Source organism: Sagittula stellata E-37 (assembly GCF_039724765.1).
Classification (GTDB): Bacteria; Pseudomonadota; Alphaproteobacteria; order Rhodobacterales; family Rhodobacteraceae; genus Sagittula; species Sagittula stellata.
In genome coordinates, this window is record NZ_CP155729.1 from 3,852,681 (window position 1) to 3,870,050 (window position 17,370).

The window sequence follows — 17,370 nt, forward strand, 5'->3', positions numbered from 1 at the left end:
AGACGAACCCATCCCTTCATCTTGGTCTAAATACCCTTGGGGGGTCCGGGGGGCGATGCCCCCCGGCCGGTCGCCTCGCGACAGCGAGGCGACCCGTCACATCGTTGAATGACCTCGTCAATCGGCACGCCGATGCCTGAACACGTCGTCGACTACCTGATCCGTGGGGCGGACCTGCTGGCACAGCGACAGAATTTCCGTCTGGTCGGACGGTCGAGGGAACTGACCCAGATCTCGGGGATGCTCATGCGTCACACCGCATCGAACGTCTTGCTCGTCGGGCCGGGCGGTGTTGGCGCAACTTCGATCTGCATCGGGCTCGAAGCGGCAAAGACCGATGTCTCGTTGCCTTTCGACGTCCTTGCCAAGCGGCTGTTCTGGCTCGACACCGACGGATTGTTTTCCTCCGGGACCCACGCGCGCATCTCGGAAGGGTTCGAGAAACTGCGCCGGACATTGCTGCGCACCGCGAATTCCGTCCTGCTGATCGACGATTTCCGCGATTTCATCGAAGCCGCGCGCAACAACGGCACAACCCATCTGATCAATGCCGTCATGCGCGACGTGCTGACGGGGCGATATCAGTGCATTCTTGAAGCGCGGGACGAGGATCTGGAAATCGTTCTCAAGTGCCACTCCAACATGCGTGAGGTCTTCACCCTACTGGAGATCCGCGAGCCCGATCCCGACGCCCTGAAGGAGATCGCCCTAGTCGGCGCCGGGCGGTTGACGGCCCACCACGGCGTGCCCGTCACGGAGCAGGCCATCGCCGCGGCGATCGATCTGACGTCCAAGTATCACGTCGGGGATCTGTCATTATCGCGCGCCCAGCCTGAACGCACGCTCAACCTGATCGACCGGGCGCTCACGTCCTACCGGCAGACGGTGCACCGCAGACCGCCGCACCTGGCCCGCCTTCGCGCCACGCTGGCGGAGATCGAGGCACTGCCGGACGCCGCTCGCTCTGCCGACATCGTCCGCCAGCGCGACGAGCTGCAGGGGATGCTGGCGACCGCCGAGACCGACTGGGCGGCAAAGACCGACCGGCTGACCGCCCTGCGCAACGCGCAGCGCAGCGGAGAGGAGCTGCTGCTGGCCCTTGAAGAGCAGTTGTCCGGAGAACGGCAGAAGGAACGCGCCGAGGCTGCCCCGACGGAGGCCGCGCCCACCTTCTCGGCCCGTCTTTCCGGGGGCGCGGGCTTCGGCTCGCGCGAGGAAAACCGCATCCTGCAGGAGATCCGGCAGGCCACGACCGCCATCGCCGACAACAAGCGGGCCTTCGACACCCTGCAGGAAGAGATGAACGCCGGTCTCGCGCTGGGCGCAGCCGCCGTCACGCTGGAGTTCTCGGCGATTTCCGGCATCCCCGCCGAGAAGCTGAACCAGGACGAACGCGAAAAGCTCCTGACGCTCGATCAGACGCTGAAGGCGCGGGTCTACGGCCAGGACCATGCGGTCGAGAAACTGGTCGGCGCGGTGTTGATGGCCAATGCGGGGCTGAAGGAACCGGACAAGCCGCAGGGGTCGTTCATGTTCTGCGGCCCGTCCGGTGTCGGCAAGACCGAGATCGCCAAGACGCTGGCCATGGCGTTGAAGGATAACGAAAAGGCGATGCTGCGTTTCGACATGTCGGAATACATGGAGAAGCACGCGCTGGCCAAGCTGATCGGCGCGCCGCCGGGCTACGAAGGCTATGAGGCAGGCGGCATCCTCACCAACGCCGTGCGCCGCAATCCGCATTCCATCATCCTCTTCGACGAGATCGAGAAGGCGCATCCGGACGTCTTCAACGTCTTCCTCCAGGTGCTGGACGACGGACGGCTGACCGACAATCGCGGGCTGACCGTCAGCTTCGCGAACACGCTCATCCTGATGACCACCAACATCGGTCAGGCGCATTTCCTCAACGCAGACCTCCAATTTGCCGCGGCGATGGAAGAGACGATGCGCGATCTGGAAGGCACCTTCCGGCCAGAGTTCCTCAACCGGTTCAATGGCCGGCAGAACATCATCGGGTTCCGGACGCTGCCGCTGGAACTGATCGAGAAAATCGCCAACCGGGAATTGCGGAAGGTCAACGCGCGCATCCGGGCCGCCGGGCACGCGGTCACGATCGCCATGGCGCCAGAGCAGGTCTCCGCGCTTTGCGCCGACCGCTACGACCCGGTGCACGGCGCGCGCGGCATCCCGGGGTTCTTTGCCGCGGAGGTCTATCCCTCCATCGCGCGCACCATCCTGTCGGCGCCGGAAACGGCGGGCACGCTGGACGTGCGCTACCATGCCGACGATGGCGGTCGGGTGGAGATTGTTGCGACATGAGCGGTCCGCAGCCAGACAATGACGGCGCAGCAGGGCGTCCGGCATGACGGACCGCTTGGCATTCTCGGCAAACCTGGGGTTTCTCTGGACCGACAGGCCCCTGTCCGACGCGATACGGGCGGCGGGGGCAGCGGGCTTCGACGCGGTCGAATGCCACTGGCCCTACGACGCTCCGGTGGACTCCCTGTGCGCTGCCATGGCCGAGACCGGCCTGCCCATGCTGAGCGTCAACACACGGCGCGGGCCGCGGCCCGGGGACTTCGGCCTCTCTGCGGTGCCCGGGCGAGAGGCCGAGGCCCACGCCGCCATCGCCGAGGCAGTGAACGGAGCCGTGGCTCTGGGCGCGCGCATGGTGCACGTGATGGCGGGGAAGTCGCGCGGTCCGAAAGCCCATGCTGCCTATCACAATGCCCTGCGCCATGCCTGCGCGCTCGCCAAGCCGCACGGCCTTACGATCCTGATCGAACCCATCAACCAAAAGGACGCGCCGGGGTATTTCCTGCGCGATACCGGCCATGCGCGCCGGATCATCGAAACGCTGGGCCTTCCGAACCTGAAACTGATGTTCGACTGCTACCACGTTCAGCGCGCCGAAGGTGACGTCATCCATCACCTGCGCGACCTCCTGCCGCTGATCGGTCACATCCAGTTCGCCGGAGCGCCCGACCGTGGTCCCCCAGACCAGGGCGAGCTCAATTACGCCGCCGTCTTTCAAGAGATCGCCGCTCTGGGCTGGACGGCCCCGCTTGGCGCGGAATACCGCCCCGGTTCCGATACCGATGCCACTCTGGGATGGCTGTCCCGCGCGCGCGGCATATGATCGACAGGTCTGTGTCGCAAAAGGCGCCGGGCTGGCGTGTTTCAGTCCTGAATCTGCAATGAAGACTGGCCCCACTCATGCCCCGATGTCGGGTCAAGACAGGGCGTTTGTTGAGCGGTTCATCCACGCCACACAATGTGACACCCGTTTGTGACCGCAGTCCGACGGCCCGGAATGGATTCAGCGAAACCGCAGCGGCTCATCGGAATCGAAAAGGTAGGAGACATTCCAGTTTTCCGGCTCCGCGAACCCCTTGCTGGAAAGCATATCGATGATACGCTTGTCGATTGTGTCGACAAATCTACCGAATTCCATTTCGTCGCGTATGACTTTCGCCACGTCCTGTGAAATCTGGACCCTCTGCTGCGCCAGCAATTCGCCGATCCAGTGGCGGGACGCCTCCGAAAACACCTTGGCAGACGCGATCATCAATTCCCTCAGCTTGTCCGGGTCCAGCGCGTCCTTGCTGAGGCAGTCCATCGACCCCTTCTTCATCGAGGCGACAGCAACATCCGTGCGCATCTCGGACGAGATCATCACAACCGCAGCACCGAAGTTCATGGGGTGGTTGTTCACCAGTCTCTGCGCGTGCAGGCCATTCCCTTTCGGCAGAAGATAATCAATAAAAATAACGTCATATGACCGCTCATCGAGCGCCTTCTCGAATTCTTCCAGGCACGTCGACAGGCGGGTGTTCACGGGCAGGCCGGTCTTGCCGCAGGCGCGCTTGATCCGGTTCAGATCGAAGGCGCTGTCGTCCAGGACCAGCACCTCGAAAACGCCGCGCTGTTTGGCGCCATCCTGGCCGCCGGCCGCCAGCATACCATCCCCTCTATCCGTCTCAGCCATCCGTCTTCTCCCAAGGTTCCGGGTCACTCAATGCCCGGGAGAATAATGGGAGAAACTCTTAATCCCGCATGAAGCCCTCCAATTAATTAACGAGAAATTTCGCAAAACTATCTGAGGGAAGTGTTTGGCGATGCTCCGGCTGAATGTTACGAATACACTTACAACCAATAATCCTCGGAATGGGCAGGAAAATGAAGGATCTTACAGAAACGGACGAAGCGGAAAGGGATTTCGAATCCTACCTGTATATCGTTACGCACGATCTGAAGACCTATTCCCGTGCCATGCGCGTCATTCCCGAATGGATCGAAGAAGACCTCGATGCCGCCGGCCACGCCATTCCGGTGGACGTCCGGGAACACGTCACCATGCTGCGCGACTATGCCCGCGGGCTCGACCTCATGCTCGACGGCCTGACAGAGCTGTCGCGTGTCGGGCGGCTGGCCGACACCCCGGATCTCCACCCGCTGACCGAGGCCCTGCTCGACGCCTGGCGCCGCGTACCCGGGTCAGAGGGCTTCGAACTCGACCTGACGGGTGCGGAGGGCACGGTCCTCGCGCCTGGCAACGACCTGGACCGCATGCTCTTCGCCGTCCTCTCGAACTGTGTCCGCCACCACGACGCGGCGCATGGCCATGTGTCTGTCGGGACAACGCGTCACGGCGAACGCATTGTCCTGACCGTGACCGACGACGGGCCGGGCATCGAACCCGACTACCGAGAGAAGGTCTTCGAACCGCTCTTCACCCTGCGCGCCAAGGATGAGGTCGGCACGGCGGGCATGGGCCTCGCCGTGGCGAAAAAGGTTGTGAAGAACATCGGCGGCGCCATCGCCATCGCCGACGGCCCCGCCCGGCGTGGCTGCACGGTGAAGATAGACCTGCCGCTGGCGCCCGAGCCGATCGTTTGAGCAACGCCAAGACTTGATGTATCCCGAAAGGCACCTGCGCGCCCAGAGGACCACATCTTGACCCAGATCCGCCTGACCCCCGATGAGATCCACGACCTGGCTCATGGCATCCTGACCCGCACCGGGTACGGCGAAGCCCACGCGCGGGCCATCGCCAGTTTTCTCACGACCTGCCAGATGGACGACTGCGGCTCTCATGGGCTGTTCCGCCTGTTCATGTGCGTCGAGACAATGCGCCGGGGCACCATCGACGGCACGGCAGAGCCGGATATCGTCACCGACGACAGCGCCGTGGTGCGGGCAGACGCGCGGGGCGGCATCTCTCTACTGGCGACGCAGAGCGGGCTGCCACTGTTGATCGAACGCGCGCGCCGCTTCGGTGTGGCGGCACTGGCCGTCAACCGCTGCTACCACTTCTCCGCCCTCTGGCCCGAGGTTGAACAGCTTGCCCGCGAAGGGCTTTCCGCGCTTTCGATGGTGCCCAGCCACGCCTGGGTTGCCCCTGCGGGCGGCACGCGCGGCGCGCTCGGCACCAACCCCATCGCCTTTGCGTGGCCGCGCGGCGACACCGACCCGCTGGTCTTCGACCTCGCCACCTCCGCCTTCGCGCGCGGCGAGATCGAGCTCTACCGACGCGCGGGCAAGCCCCTGCCCGAAGGCGTGGCGCTGGACGCGGACGGCAAGCCCACAACCGATCCTGAGGCCGCGATGCGGGGCGCAATGTGCACCTTCGGCGGCCACAAGGGCTCTGCCCTGTCGCTGATGGTCGAACTGCTGGCCGGACCGCTGATCGGGGACATGACCAGCTTGGAAAGCATGGCCTATGCCGAGGGCCGCCCGGAGGCGCCCTACCACGGCCAGATCATCGTGGCCTTCGACCCGGCGCGCCTGTCGGGTGGACGCGCCGACGCGGGCCAAACCTCGGCCGAGGCGCTCTTTGCCGAGATCGCCGGGCAAGGCGCGCGTCTTCCGGCAGAGCGCCGCTATGCCGCACGCGCCCGCAACCGTGAACGCGGCTACGCAGAAATCGCGCAGTCGCTCTACGACGACCTGAAAGCGCTCTGACCGCCGACCACGAGGCCCGCGCCTATTCCTTCGACGGACGCCGCGGCCGGACCATGTCCACGGCGCGGTCGAACTCCGCGTCCTCGACCTCTTCGGCCTCCAGCGCGCGGCTCAGCGCCTCCGGGGCGCCCTCGACCACAACCGCTTGCACACCGCGCGCGACCGAGGTCTTCAATCCCAACGCCTGCAACTTGCCCACAAGTGCGTCCAGATCCGGTGCACCCTGCCCGTCCTCGAAGTCGATCAACGCCTTGCGATAGGCGGTGCGGTCCGGGTAGGCCTCCGGTGCAGGGGACGGGCCACCGCGGCTGCGGGTGGGCCGCACGGTCTGCAGGATCATACGTTCCGTCCCGCCGGACGGCCTGGCGCCCAGTTCCGCCTGCAACTTCTTCAGACTTTCATCATCCATCCAGACCGCCCCCTGAAAGCGTGTGCCGACTCAGGACACAGCCTGCCACATGTGAGACGGCAGTTGCAGCAGCCCGCCACCCTGCCGCAGCGCATCCACGCCCGACAGAGGCTGCAAGACGCCGATGATCTCCTCCTTCAGGTCCGGCAGGGTGATCGTCGGGAGCCGCTCCAGGATCAGCGCGGCGATGCCCGAGACCAGCGGCGTCGCCATCGAACTGCCGTCCCAAGCCTCATAGCCGCCACCCATCACGCAGGACGTCACCTCCGCCCCCGGCGCCACGAGGTCCGGCACGGTGTAGCTTTGCGCGTCGGCAACCATGCTCCCGCCAGAGGAGAAACTTGCCACCCGGCCATGGCGGTTGGCGGCGCCGACTGACAGCACCTCCGTGTAGTTGCCGGGGCTGCGGCTGGTGTTCGGACCCTCGTTGCCCACCGCGACCACCGGCAGGATGCCCATGCGTTTCAGCAGACCGACCGAGGACTTCATCGCGCCGTGAAAGCCTGGAATCCCCGCCGACATATTGAGGATCGAGATTTCCGGCCGCCGTGCCACGAAGTCGATGGCAAAGATGAAGTCCGATATGTTGCCAAGCGCGTTGGGGATCATGATGTAGTTCATCAGCTCCGCCTCCGGGGCCACGCCGACCTGCGAACCGGCCACCAGCCCCGCCACATGGGTGCCATGGCCTTCCGTGTCCTCGGTCTGGATCGCGACCGGTTCGCTCGTGCTGCGGTCCAGCCGGAAAGCCGACGCCACCCGCCCGGCGATTTCCGCCACCTCGTCCACCCCCGTGTCGAGGATGGCGACACCCACGCCACGCCCCGTGCCGCCAAAACCCGCCGCCCGGGCGTTGGCCACAGCCACCGCGTCGAGATGCCAGAGGTCCAGCCCCTCCGCCTCGGAATGGCCCGCCGTGGCACGCACTGGCGGGATCAGCGACAGCGGCAGATCCTCCACCACTTCGTAGTTCGGCAGGTCGGTCTTAAGACGCTCCAGTTCCTCCGGGTCCGCCATGTCGAAGACCATCACGCCGGTCACCGACGTCGTCTCCTCCGGGTGGGACACGATCTCGGCCGAGCGCATGCGCGCGCGGGCGGCAGGCTCCGGCCCCCGGGTCTGCGCACCAAGACGGCGGCGCGCCTCCATGACACGTGTGACCTGCTCGGCGCGTGCTTCGGGCGCCATGGTCACATCGGCCATGCTGAGCGAGGCGATGACAGGGTCGTTCTTCGGCAAGGCAAGAAAACGGGCCACGGGACAAATCCCCCTTCGTGCTGAAAATGCGGCCAGAGCGGGCCGCCGAAAATCAATGAATGAAGAATTCTACCACATTTCCCGTATTGCGGGTAGCCGGATATGAAAAAGCGGACGGGCCCACGCCCGTCCGCTGAAGTACTCCGTCACGCGATAGCGGTCGCTCAGGCCGGTTCCGCGGCGCTCGCCGTCTTCTCCTTTGGCGTGCTGAAGGCGCGCATCTGGTCCTCGGCCCAGAAGCGGATGTCCTGCTTCTGCACCATCGCGCGGTTGACCTTCATCCGGCCACGGCGATCTTCCTCCGGCATGGCGAGCGCGAACTCGATGGCAGAGTCCATGGACTTGTGCGAAAACGGATTGGTCGGAACCGCGGTCGCCAGTTCCACCGCCGCGCCGGCGAATTCCGACAGCACCAGCACACCGTCGCCATCGGTGCGGGCCGCGCAGAACTCCTTGCAGACAAGGTTCATGCCGTCTGCCAGCGGCGTGATCCATGCCACGTCCGCCGCCCGGTAGAAGGCCACGAGATCGGTGAACGGCACCGGGTTCGAGATCAGCAACAACGGCTGCCAGTCGAAATTGCCGTACCGTCCGTTGATCCGACCCGCAATCGACTCCAGATCCTCCTGGATCTGCTGATAGGCGGTCATGTTGGCATTCGCGCTGACCGAAACGTGCATCAGTTGCACCTTGCCACGCAGGTCGGGGCGGTTTTCCAGCATCCGCTCGAACGACTCGAGCTGCTCGATGCCGCCCTTGGTGTAATCGGTCCGGCCCACAGACAGGATCAACTGGCGGTCCTTCAGGCCCTCGCGTATCTCGCCGACCCGCTTCGCCGTCTCCTCGCTTTGCGCCAGCGTCTCGATGTAGTCCACGTCAACGCCCACCGGGCTCGCCTGCAGCAGCACCGTGCGCCCGTCATAGGCGACCTCGGTGATGACCGACTGCTCCGACAGGGCGGATGTCTGGGCGTTCAACTCGTCCTTCACCTTCTCGCGCTTCTGGGTATCGACCTCCAGCAGCGACCGCGCGGCGGAGACGAAATTGTTCACATAGCGCGGGATGTGGAAGCCCACCACGTCGCAGGCCAGCAGCGACTCGAGGATCTCGCGCCGCCAGGGCAGCACGTTGAAGATGTCGGCGGGCGGGAACGGCGTGTGGTGGAAGAAGCTGATCTTAACATCGGGGCGCAGGGTCCGCAGGTAACCGGGCACCAGCCACAGGTTGTAGTCGTGCACCCACACCACGGCCCCCTGCGCGGCCTCGGCGGCGGCGGCCTCCGCGAAGGCCCAGTTCACCTCCCGGAAGGTCGACCAGTCGACCGGGTCGTAGTTGTAGCGTTCCTTGAAGCCATGCAGGATCGGCCAGAACGCCTCTTTCGAGGAAACGTGGTAGAAGGACGTCACCTGTTCCGGCGTCAGCGGCAGGCGGGACACGGAGTACTTGCCGTGCTGGTCCTCGATCTCCACCACCCGTTCAAAGCCCGGGTTGGACGGATCGTCGGCGTTTTTCCATGCCACCCAGGCGCCCTTGTCGAAGCGGCCGAAGAAGCTCTTGAGGGTGGGGACGATGCCGTTGGGGCTCTTGTTTTCCCGGAACTCGATCTTGCCGTCGACTTCGACTTCTTCATAGGGCTGGCGGTGGTAAACGATCACCAGATCGGATGGCATGGTTCAGGCTCCTTTCGGGGTGTCATGCAGGTCAAGCGCGGCGATGGCTTCGAGGATCCCCGCCGCACCGTGCGCCTTTGCGTGGTAGACGGTCTTGCAGCCATCGAGCCGCGCCTTCAGGTCGGCTTCGGAATTGCCCACGGCCACGGCCGGCAGGCCGCTCTCCAGCATGGACAGGTCGTTGAGCGTGTCCCCGGCGCACAGCACGCGCGCCTCCGGGATGCCCAGGTGGTCGACAAGCCGCCGGATCGACGGCCCCTTCGAGACCCCTTTCGGCAGCACGTCGAAATAGCGGTTGTCGGAAATCAGCCAATCCAGCCCCATCTCCGCCACGCGTTCCTTTGCGTTGGCGTCGAAGTCGGCGGGGTCGAGGTCATAGCTGACCCGATAGCGGAAGGCGGTCGGTTGCAGCGTCAGGCCGGGATGGCCGTCCAGCGTCACACGCACCAGCTCTCCCTTGTCGCCCCAGCGCTCGGCGATGTCCTCTTCCAGTCTGGCAATGGGCGTGACATGGCCGTCCGCCGTGACCTCGGCGATTGTGGTGCCCACGTCGCCGACCACGTATTCCGGCCAGGGCAGGCCCTTCTCGCGGCACATCTCCATGATGAACTCCGGGTCGCGCCCGGTGACGAAGATCAGCCCGACGCTGGCGCGGTTGGCTTCGATCCAGCCGTAAAGCCTGTCCCGCTCGGCGTCGGTGCCGCCAAGGAAGGTTCCGTCCAGATCGGTGGCCAGCGTCATACGGCGCGCGGCGATGGGCGGGCGCGATGTGGCATGTACGTTCATGTCAGCTTTCTCCGAATTGCAGCGGCACGTCGGGTTGCGGATGGGCAATCGACAGGTCCAGCGCCTGCGGCTCTGCCTCGATGGGGCGCGCCCAGAGCGTGCTGAACGCCTCCTGCAGATCGGCGCCCTCGTGCAGCACGGCGTTGACCGTCTCGCAGATCGGCATGGGAACACCCACGCGCTGCGCCAGTTCGATGACCGAAACCGCGTTGACCTCGCCCTCGACCACCACCGGGCGTCCCTCGAAACACGACACCCGCGGGATGCCCTGCCCCAGTTGATAACCCAGCGACATGTTGCGCGACGTCGTCGACGAACAGGTCAGCGTCAGGTCTCCCGCGCCGGACAGGCCGGTCACTGTCTCGCGCCGTCCTCCCAGCGCCTGCGCCAGCCGCTTCATCTCGTCGATGCCGCGCGTGATGAGCGCGGCGCGGGTGTTCTCGGCAAAGCCCGCGCCCGACATCATCCCGCAGGCGATGGCGATCACGTTCTTGACCGCGCCGCCGACTTCGACGCCGACAAGGTCGTCCGACACGTAGGGCCGGAACCCGTTTCCGGACAACGACAGCGCCAGACGGGCCGCCGGGCTCGACGTCGGCGCCAGCCGGTCGGCATAGCGGAAGTGAAAGGCCACGGTTGCCGCCGTGGGATGGTCCAGCGCTGTCTCCCGCGCGAAGGTCGGGCCGGACACCGCGCCAACCGGGTGCCCCGGCAGTTCGTCGGACACGACTTCCGACAGCAACAGGCCGGTACCACGCTCGACACCCTTGCAGGCCAGCGCCACCGGCACATCCTTCGGCAGATGCGGAGCGATGGCCCGGCACATGGGCCGCAGGGTCGAGGACGGCGTGACCATCAGCACGGCCTCCGCCCCGTCCAGCGCCTCGGCCAGATCGGCGGTGGCGGTCAAGCCTTCGGGCAGCGGCACGTCCGGCAGGTAATCGGCATTCTGGCCGCCCGCGTTGATCGCATCGGCCTGGTCGGGACGGCGCGCCCAGAGTTTCACCTGACGACCGTTGCGCGCCAACACAGTGGCCAGCGCGGTGCCCCAGCTACCGGCGCCCAGCACGGCGACACGGTCATAGGGGGCGGCGGGTTGATAAGATGAATCCTTAATGGGGAGCTCCTTTCAGGATACTCTGTTTACGTTTCGTTCAGCCATATACCGGGTGCGTCACCAGCCGTTTCAGGCGGCATCGCGGGGGTCGGCATACCGGCTGCCAACCCGGACCCTCGGGCATGGACATGCCGTCCATCGCCACGTCATGAAAATAGAACGGATGGCCACCGAAACCAACGGCTTTCCGCCGCAACGCAGCAAAGTCGTTATGCGATAAGGAAAAATTGTTGATCAAATAGGCGGTGCGCGCCCGTCTGACTGCGCAGGTCCACCGTCTCGGGCATATAAACGGAGCGCCCCTCCGATTTTTTCTTTGCAGCCATGGACGAGGCCGGTGCGCGCTCTATTTCCCCGCAAAGCGAATACCCACAGGGAGGGCTAGCCAGATGATCTCTTTCGAACTGAACGGCGAGGAGGTGACCGTAGACGTCGACCCGGACACGCCGCTGCTTTGGGTGCTGCGGGACGAGCTGAAGCTCACGGGCACCAAATTCGGCTGCGGCGTCGCGCAATGCGGCGCCTGCACGGTGATGCTCAACGGCATGACGCGGCGTTCCTGCGTGACACCGATCTCCATGGTCGACGGCAGCTTCGTCACCACCATCGAGGGCATGGAAGGCCCCGAGGTCGAGGCGGTTCAGGCGGCGTGGGCCGGCCTCGACGTGCCGCAGTGCGGCTGGTGCCAGTCGGGCCAGGTCATGAGCGCCACCGCGCTACTGCGGGAAAAGTCCGCCCCCACCGACGAAGACATCGACAATGCCATGGCCGGGAATGTCTGCCGCTGCGCCACCTACGTGCGCATCCGCAAGGCGATCCACGATGCCGCCGACGCGCTGGAGGGCTGATCCCATGAACAAGCAACTGTCCCGCAGGGGCTTCCTCGCCTCTTCCGCCGGTCTGGTGATCGGCCTCACGCTGCCGATGGCCGGGCGCGCCCAATCCGGTGCCGCACTCGCCTTCGAAGGCGACGGCACCGAGGGCACCTTTGCCCCCAACGCCTTTGTCCGCGTGGCGCCCGACGACACCGTGACCGTGATGATCAAGCATATCGAGTTCGGCCAAGGCCCCAACACCGGCCTCGCCACCCTCGTCGCCGAGGAGATGGACGCCGACTGGTCGCAGATGCGCGCCGAAAGCGCGCCCGCGAACACCGAACTTTATAAGAACCTCGCCTTCGGCATGCAGGGCACAGGCGGCTCCACCGCCATGGCCAACAGCTATATGCAGATGCGCAAGGCCGGGGCCGCCGCCCGCGCCATGCTGGTCGCCGCCGCCGCCGAGGAATGGGGCGTTCCCGCCAGCGAGATCTCCGTCGAGAACGGCACCGTCAGCCATCCCGACGGTCACTCTTCGGGCTTCGGCGCGCTGGCCGAAAAGGCCGCGATGCAGACGGTGCCCCAGGATCCGGCCGTGAAGTCCGCCGACCAGTTCCGCCTGATCGGCACCGACCTGCCCAAGCTCGACACCGCCGCCAAGTCGAACGGCACCGCGACCTTCACCATGGACATCTACCGCGATGGGATGCTGACCGTGGTCGTCGCCCACCCGCCGAAGTTCGGCGCGACCGTCGCCTCCTACGACGACGCGGAGGCGCTGAAGGTCCCGGGTGTCGAGGCGGTCCACCAGATCCCGCAGGGCGTGGCCGTCTACGCCACATCGACATATGCGGCGATCAAGGGCCGCAACGCGCTGACCGTCGAATGGGACGACAGCGCGGCCGAGACCCGTTCGACCGACGAGATGTACGAGGCGTTCTCCGCCGCCGCTGCCGAGGGCGGGCGCGATGCGGAGGTCCACGGCGACGGTGCCGCAGGCATCGCCGGCGCCGCGCAGGTCATCGAGGCCGAGTTCCGCTTCCCCTACCTCGCCCACGCCCCGATGGAGCCGCTCGACGGTGTTCTGGAAGTGCGCGAGGACGGGGCAGAGGCCTGGATGGGCTCTCAGTTCCCGACCCTCGACCTGTCCGCCATCGCCGGTCCGCTCGGGCTCGACCCGGCGTCCGTGAAGATCAACGTGTTGTACGCCGGGGGCAGCTTCGGCCGTCGCGCGCAGGACACCGCGCACTTCGCCTCCGAACTGGCCGAGATCGGCAAGGCCGCCGGTCCCGGGACCTACAAGCTGGTCTGGACGCGCGAAGACGACATCCACGGCGGATACTACCGCCCCCTGACCGTGCACCGCTTCCGCGCCGGTCTGGATGAGGGCGGCGCGCTTCTGGGCTGGGAAAACGTGGTGGCCAACCAGTCGATCATGGCGGGCGGCCCCATGGCGCAGATGATGCAGGACGGCATGGACCCGACCTCCTACGAAGGGTCGTCGAACCTGCCCTATGACCTGGGCCATTCCCGCGTCGGCTGGGCCGCACAGGAAAACCCGGTCAGCGTGCTCTGGTGGCGCTCTGTCGGCCACAGCCACACCGGCTATGCCGCCGAGGTCTTCCTGGACATGGTGCTCGAAGCGCAGGGGAAGGACCCGTTGCAAGGCCGCCTCGACCTGCTGAGAGAAGACGGCGACCGATATCGTGGCGTGCTCGAAAAGGTCGCCGAAATGGCCGGCTGGGACGGCACCACCGTGCGTGACGGCAAGGGCTACGGTATCGCGTTGGTGAAAAGCTTCAACACCTACGTCGCCGAGATCGCCGAAGTCTCGGACCAGGGCGGTTTCCCCAAAGTCCACCGCGTGTGGTGCGCCGTCGACTGCGGCGTCGCAGTCAACCCCAACGTGATCCGCGCCCAGATGGAGGGCGGCATCGGCTATGGTCTCGGCTCCGTCCTCTTCGACGAGATCACGCTGGGCGACGGCGGCGAGGTCCAACAGTCGAACTTCGACACCTACCGCATGCTGCGCATCCACGAGATGCCGGAAGTGGTGGTCGAGATCATCCAGTCCGACGCCGATCCCACCGGCGTCGGCGAACCCGGCCTGCCGCCCATCGGCCCGGCCGTTGCCAACGCATGGCGCGCTCTTACGGGCAAGACCGTCACCCGCCTGCCCTTTACCGCCAACATGGAGGCCTGACCCATGAACAAAACACTTCTCATGGCGGCGCTCGTTGGCGTCGCCCCGGCCCTCATGGCGCCTGCCTTCGCCGAAACTGTCAACGGTCTGCGCACCGTGGACGAATTCGACGGCATCACTGACGAAACGGAACGCTCCGTCTCGCTGTTCGAAGAGATGCTGGTCGTGATCGAAAGCCCGCGTTGCCTGAACTGCCACCCGGTGGACAACACCCCGCGGCAAGGCGACGAGATGACGATCCACATGCCGCCGGTGGTGCGCGGCGACGCGGACTTCGGCGCGCCGGGCATGCGCTGCAACACCTGCCACGGCGAGGAGAACTACGCCTTCGAGACCGGCACGGGGTCGATCCCCGGCCACAGCCCGTGGCAGCTTGCACCGCTGGAAATGGGCTGGATCGGCAAGTCGGCAGCAGAGATCTGCGCCCAGCTCAAGGACCCGGAGACCAACGGTGGCAAGTCGCTCGCGGAACTGCACGAGCACAACGCCGAGGACGGCCTCGTCGGCTGGGGATGGGAGCCGGGCGAAGGCCGGACCCCCGCGCCGGGCACGCAGGAAATCTTCGGCCAGCTCACCGAAGCCTGGATCGAGACAGGCGCCGCCTGCCCGGGCTGACCTCTGCTGCAACGAACATCAGGCCGCTCCCCGGGCGGCCTGATCCTTTTGCGGGGCTGCCGCATAGCGCGCCCACGCCTCACCCCACCTGACACCCGCGCGACCAGACCCCGCGCAGCACCGGCGCGTCACCGAAGGGCTCGACCCGCAGCAGATCCGCCCGCAGCCCCTCTGCCAGAGCCCCCCTGTCCGTCAGGCCCGTCGCCCGCGCCGGAGCCTGTGTCACCGTCCGCACCGCGCGCGGCAGGTCGTCCCACAGCGCCCCCAGCCGCCACGCCGACAGAAGCAGCGCAGACGGCACGTAGTCCGACGACAGGATGTCCAGCAGGCCGAACTCCGCCAGCGCCAGCGCCGAAACATTGCCCGAATGCGACCCGCCCCGGATCACGTTCGGCGCGCCCATCATGATCGCGATGCCCTGCTCACGGCAGGCCTCCGCCGCCTCCACCGTGGTCGGAAACTCGGCAAAGCCCACACCCAACGCACCGCTCCGTGCCACCTGATCCTCCGTCGTGTCGTCGTGGCTGGCCAGCACGGCGCCGATCCGCCGCGCCTCCTCGACCGCGCCTGCCTCGTGCCGGATACCGTATTCCGCCTGCAGGCCCTTCAGGTGCGCCACATGCGCGTCGAATTCCGCATCCGACATGTTGCGCTTCTTGGCGACGTATTGCTTCATCTTAGCGAGGTCGCGGAACTGCCGCTGCCCCGGCGTGTGGTCCATCAGACTGACGATGCCGACCCGGTCCTCCGGCCCGAAGGCCGCCAGCTCGTCCAGCAGCGTCTCTGAGCAGATTTCAGCCCGCAGGTGCAGGAAATGGCTGATCCGCATCGCCCCCGCGCCCCGCAGCGCCATCATCTCGGACGCCAGTCCCCGCGCGTATTGCGCATAGCGCCCCTTGCCCGAATGGATCGATCCCACCCGCATCGCGTCGAACACTGTGGTGATCCCGCAGGACGCCAGCTCCCCGTCGTGCGCCAACAGCGCCGCGACATGCGGCCAGTCAACGCCCGGGCGCGGCTGGATGTGCCGTTCCAGGTTGTCGGTGTGCAATTCGATCAACCCGGGCAACACGAAATCGCCGCCGCAGTCGACCGCGCCCGCCGGCACGTCCGCGCCTTCGCGGATCTCCGCGATCACCCCGTCCTCCACGCAAAGCTTGCCCGTCACCACGCGGTCGTCCAGAACCAGACGGGCATTGGCAAGGCAGAAGGAGGCCGACACGCGCCTGTCATCACCGCGTGTCATGTCGCTCGAAAAGACCGGAGAGTTCATGTCAGACCATTCCCGTTACGCTGTGTATTTCATGCCGTCCGAGGGCGCGTTGCAGACTTTCGGCGCCGGTTGGCTGGGCTGGGATGCCATCGCCGGGGCAGAGGTGGCGCAAACCGCCCTGCCCGCCACCGTGCCGCCCATCGAACAGATCACCCGGGCGCCCCGCAAGTACGGCTTTCACGGTACGCTGAAGCCGCCTTTCCACCTGCAGGGCAGCCTGCCCGACCTCAAGGAAGCCGTGGCCACGCTGGCGCAACGCACCGCCCCCGCCCGCGCGGCGGGCCTCGCGCTCACCCGGCTGGGCCGCTGGTTCGCGCTGACCCCCACCGGAGACATCTCCGGCATCGGCCGCATCGCCGCCGCCTGCGTGACCGAGCTCGACGCCTTCCGCACGCCCCCGTCCGTGGCCGAACTCGACCGCCGCCGCAAGGCCGGGCTGACCGACCGGCAGGACCATCACCTGCGCAAGTGGGGCTACCCCTACGTGCTCGACCAGTTCCGTTTCCACCTGACGCTGACCGGCAAGGTCGAGAAGGACATCCTTGACGCCGTCGAGGCCGCAATCACGGACGCCCTCCCCCCGCTGCCGGAACCTTTCGTCATGGCCGACATCTGCCTTTGCGGCGAACGTCCCGATGGCCGGTTCGAGCTGATCCATCGCTACGCCCTCACCGGGTGAAGCCGCGCCAGCGCCTCGGTGACGGTGCGCTCCAGCGGGCCGTCGTTCGAAACGTCGATGCGGGTCATGCCCGCGGGCAAGGCATAGCCTGCCCGCGCCAGCCGCCGGGCGATCTCGGGCGCGCTTTCCCGCCCCCGCCCCGCCAGCCGCGCGGCCAGCGTCTCTGGCGTGGCGGTCAGGTTCAGCACCACGACGCACGGGAATTGCGCCTGCGCTTCGGGCAGGACCGACCGCGACAAGTTCGCCACCAGCTCGGCGCCGTCCCGCACTGCCTCCAGCACGCGCGACGGGATGCCGTAGGACAACCCGTGCGCCTGCCAGGAAAGGCAAAACGCCCCTTGGGCGCGCATCTCGCCAAACCGCGTGGGCGTCACGGCATCGAACACCTCGCCGCCCGCCGCCGCATCACGGGTGCTGACCCGCCGCACCAGCCCGACCGTGGGTGAAGCCGCGGCGATCCCCTGCATCACGCTGTCCTTACCGACACCCGAGGGCCCGACCACCGCGATCAGCCGGCCGCTCATGGCCGGCCTCCACCGGGCCGCCAACGGTCGCTACGGCCTTCACGCCCTTCCCCGA

The 17,370-nt window shown here is 66.4% G+C and carries 16 protein-coding genes; 8 read left to right on the plus strand and 8 right to left on the minus strand.

All coding sequences use genetic code 11. The annotated features are described in order from the left end of the window. Window positions 1-108 precede the first annotated feature (108 nt). Both ABFK29_RS18385 and ABFK29_RS18390 read left to right on the plus strand, forming a co-directional pair. Window positions 109-2,319, plus strand: a complete 2,211-nt coding sequence (locus ABFK29_RS18385) for an AAA family ATPase (RefSeq protein WP_347099714.1) — start codon at window positions 109-111, stop codon at window positions 2,317-2,319. Between the two features lie 43 nt (window positions 2,320-2,362). Then, window positions 2,363-3,139 carry a hydroxypyruvate isomerase family protein gene (locus ABFK29_RS18390; RefSeq protein ID WP_005861048.1) on the plus strand — a complete coding sequence of 259 codons (777 nt, stop codon included), beginning with the start codon at window positions 2,363-2,365 and terminating at the stop codon, window positions 3,137-3,139. 180 nt (window positions 3,140-3,319) lie between these two features. Here ABFK29_RS18390 and ABFK29_RS18395 read toward each other — a convergent pair whose 3' ends face one another. Continuing rightward, window positions 3,320-3,988: a response regulator gene (locus ABFK29_RS18395; RefSeq protein ID WP_083803483.1), complete on the minus strand. Its 669-nt coding sequence runs from the start codon at window positions 3,986-3,988 to the stop codon at window positions 3,320-3,322. Window positions 3,989-4,179: 191 nt separating this feature from the next. On the opposite strand from ABFK29_RS18395, the gene ABFK29_RS18400 reads away from it, so the two are divergent. Further along, window positions 4,180-4,899: a sensor histidine kinase gene (locus tag ABFK29_RS18400; RefSeq protein ID WP_005861052.1), complete on the plus strand. Its 720-nt coding sequence runs from the start codon at window positions 4,180-4,182 to the stop codon at window positions 4,897-4,899. A 57-nt stretch (window positions 4,900-4,956) separates the two neighbouring features. Further along, window positions 4,957-5,964: an Ldh family oxidoreductase gene (locus tag ABFK29_RS18405; RefSeq protein WP_005861054.1), complete on the plus strand. Its 1,008-nt coding sequence runs from the start codon at window positions 4,957-4,959 to the stop codon at window positions 5,962-5,964. Window positions 5,965-5,986: 22 nt separating this feature from the next. Here the strand turns inward: ABFK29_RS18405 and ABFK29_RS18410 are convergent, their stop codons facing one another. From ABFK29_RS18410 to ABFK29_RS18430, 5 genes are all read right to left on the minus strand, one after another. Further along, on the minus strand, window positions 5,987-6,373 hold the full coding sequence (locus tag ABFK29_RS18410) for a hypothetical protein (RefSeq protein ID WP_005861056.1): 387 nt from the start codon (window positions 6,371-6,373) through the stop codon (window positions 5,987-5,989). Between the two features lie 30 nt (window positions 6,374-6,403). Further along, the gene (locus tag ABFK29_RS18415; protein WP_005861058.1) at window positions 6,404-7,630 is read right to left on the minus strand and encodes a S8 family peptidase; all 1,227 of its coding nucleotides are present in this window, start codon (window positions 7,628-7,630) and stop codon (window positions 6,404-6,406) included. 164 nt (window positions 7,631-7,794) lie between these two features. After that, window positions 7,795-9,300, minus strand: a complete 1,506-nt coding sequence (gene ggpS, locus ABFK29_RS18420) for a glucosylglycerol-phosphate synthase (protein WP_005861060.1) — start codon at window positions 9,298-9,300, stop codon at window positions 7,795-7,797. A 3-nt stretch (window positions 9,301-9,303) separates the two neighbouring features. Beyond that, window positions 9,304-10,086: an HAD-IIB family hydrolase gene (locus ABFK29_RS18425; protein WP_005861062.1), complete on the minus strand. Its 783-nt coding sequence runs from the start codon at window positions 10,084-10,086 to the stop codon at window positions 9,304-9,306. A gap of 1 nt (window position 10,087) precedes the next feature. Beyond that, window positions 10,088-11,155, minus strand: coding sequence for an NAD(P)H-dependent glycerol-3-phosphate dehydrogenase (locus ABFK29_RS18430; protein ID WP_005861063.1), 1,068 nt, complete (start codon window positions 11,153-11,155; stop codon window positions 10,088-10,090). Between the two features lie 437 nt (window positions 11,156-11,592). Here ABFK29_RS18430 and ABFK29_RS18435 point away from each other — a divergent pair, with 437 nt between their 5' ends. Genes ABFK29_RS18435 through ABFK29_RS18445 form a run of 3 tightly spaced genes read left to right on the plus strand, consistent with a single transcriptional unit; the run spans window position 11,593 to window position 14,839 of the window. Continuing rightward, window positions 11,593-12,051: a (2Fe-2S)-binding protein gene (locus tag ABFK29_RS18435; RefSeq protein ID WP_005861065.1), complete on the plus strand. Its 459-nt coding sequence runs from the start codon at window positions 11,593-11,595 to the stop codon at window positions 12,049-12,051. Between the two features lie 4 nt (window positions 12,052-12,055). After that, window positions 12,056-14,224, plus strand: coding sequence for a xanthine dehydrogenase family protein molybdopterin-binding subunit (locus ABFK29_RS18440; RefSeq protein ID WP_040604833.1), 2,169 nt, complete (start codon window positions 12,056-12,058; stop codon window positions 14,222-14,224). A gap of 3 nt (window positions 14,225-14,227) precedes the next feature. Then, window positions 14,228-14,839, plus strand: coding sequence for a hypothetical protein (locus ABFK29_RS18445; RefSeq protein ID WP_005861070.1), 612 nt, complete (start codon window positions 14,228-14,230; stop codon window positions 14,837-14,839). A 79-nt stretch (window positions 14,840-14,918) separates the two neighbouring features. Here the strand turns inward: ABFK29_RS18445 and ABFK29_RS18450 are convergent, their stop codons facing one another. After that, on the minus strand, window positions 14,919-16,085 hold the full coding sequence (locus ABFK29_RS18450; protein WP_005861071.1) for an alpha-D-ribose 1-methylphosphonate 5-triphosphate diphosphatase: 1,167 nt from the start codon (window positions 16,083-16,085) through the stop codon (window positions 14,919-14,921). A gap of 25 nt (window positions 16,086-16,110) precedes the next feature. Here ABFK29_RS18450 and ABFK29_RS18455 point away from each other — a divergent pair, with 25 nt between their 5' ends. Beyond that, a complete protein-coding gene (locus ABFK29_RS18455) occupies window positions 16,111-16,791 on the plus strand; it encodes a DUF1045 domain-containing protein (RefSeq protein WP_040604851.1) in 681 nt (226 codons plus the stop codon). Here the strand turns inward: ABFK29_RS18455 and phnN are convergent. Continuing rightward, window positions 16,773-17,315, minus strand: coding sequence for a phosphonate metabolism protein/1,5-bisphosphokinase (PRPP-forming) PhnN (phnN, locus tag ABFK29_RS18460; protein WP_005861075.1), 543 nt, complete (start codon window positions 17,313-17,315; stop codon window positions 16,773-16,775). The genes ABFK29_RS18455 and phnN overlap by 19 nt on opposite strands. Between the last annotated feature and the right edge of the window lie 55 nt (window positions 17,316-17,370).

Coding starts and splice junctions, on each gene's coding strand:
- ABFK29_RS18390 (WP_005861048.1), top strand. CDS start 2,363: ATGACGGACCGCTTGGCATTCTCGGCAAACCTGGGGTTTCTCTGGACC.
- phnN (WP_005861075.1), bottom strand. CDS start 17,315: ATGAGCGGCCGGCTGATCGCGGTGGTCGGGCCCTCGGGTGTCGGTAAG.
- ABFK29_RS18395 (WP_083803483.1), bottom strand. CDS start 3,988: ATGGCTGAGACGGATAGAGGGGATGGTATGCTGGCGGCCGGCGGCCAG.
- ABFK29_RS18435 (WP_005861065.1), top strand. CDS start 11,593: ATGATCTCTTTCGAACTGAACGGCGAGGAGGTGACCGTAGACGTCGAC.
- ABFK29_RS18400 (WP_005861052.1), top strand. CDS start 4,180: ATGAAGGATCTTACAGAAACGGACGAAGCGGAAAGGGATTTCGAATCC.
- ABFK29_RS18440 (WP_040604833.1), top strand. CDS start 12,056: ATGAACAAGCAACTGTCCCGCAGGGGCTTCCTCGCCTCTTCCGCCGGT.
- ABFK29_RS18455 (WP_040604851.1), top strand. CDS start 16,111: ATGTCAGACCATTCCCGTTACGCTGTGTATTTCATGCCGTCCGAGGGC.
- ggpS (WP_005861060.1), bottom strand. CDS start 9,300: ATGCCATCCGATCTGGTGATCGTTTACCACCGCCAGCCCTATGAAGAA.
- ABFK29_RS18425 (WP_005861062.1), bottom strand. CDS start 10,086: ATGAACGTACATGCCACATCGCGCCCGCCCATCGCCGCGCGCCGTATG.
- ABFK29_RS18450 (WP_005861071.1), bottom strand. CDS start 16,085: ATGACACGCGGTGATGACAGGCGCGTGTCGGCCTCCTTCTGCCTTGCC.
- ABFK29_RS18445 (WP_005861070.1), top strand. CDS start 14,228: ATGAACAAAACACTTCTCATGGCGGCGCTCGTTGGCGTCGCCCCGGCC.
- ABFK29_RS18410 (WP_005861056.1), bottom strand. CDS start 6,373: ATGGATGATGAAAGTCTGAAGAAGTTGCAGGCGGAACTGGGCGCCAGG.
- ABFK29_RS18385 (WP_347099714.1), top strand. CDS start 109: ATGACCTCGTCAATCGGCACGCCGATGCCTGAACACGTCGTCGACTAC.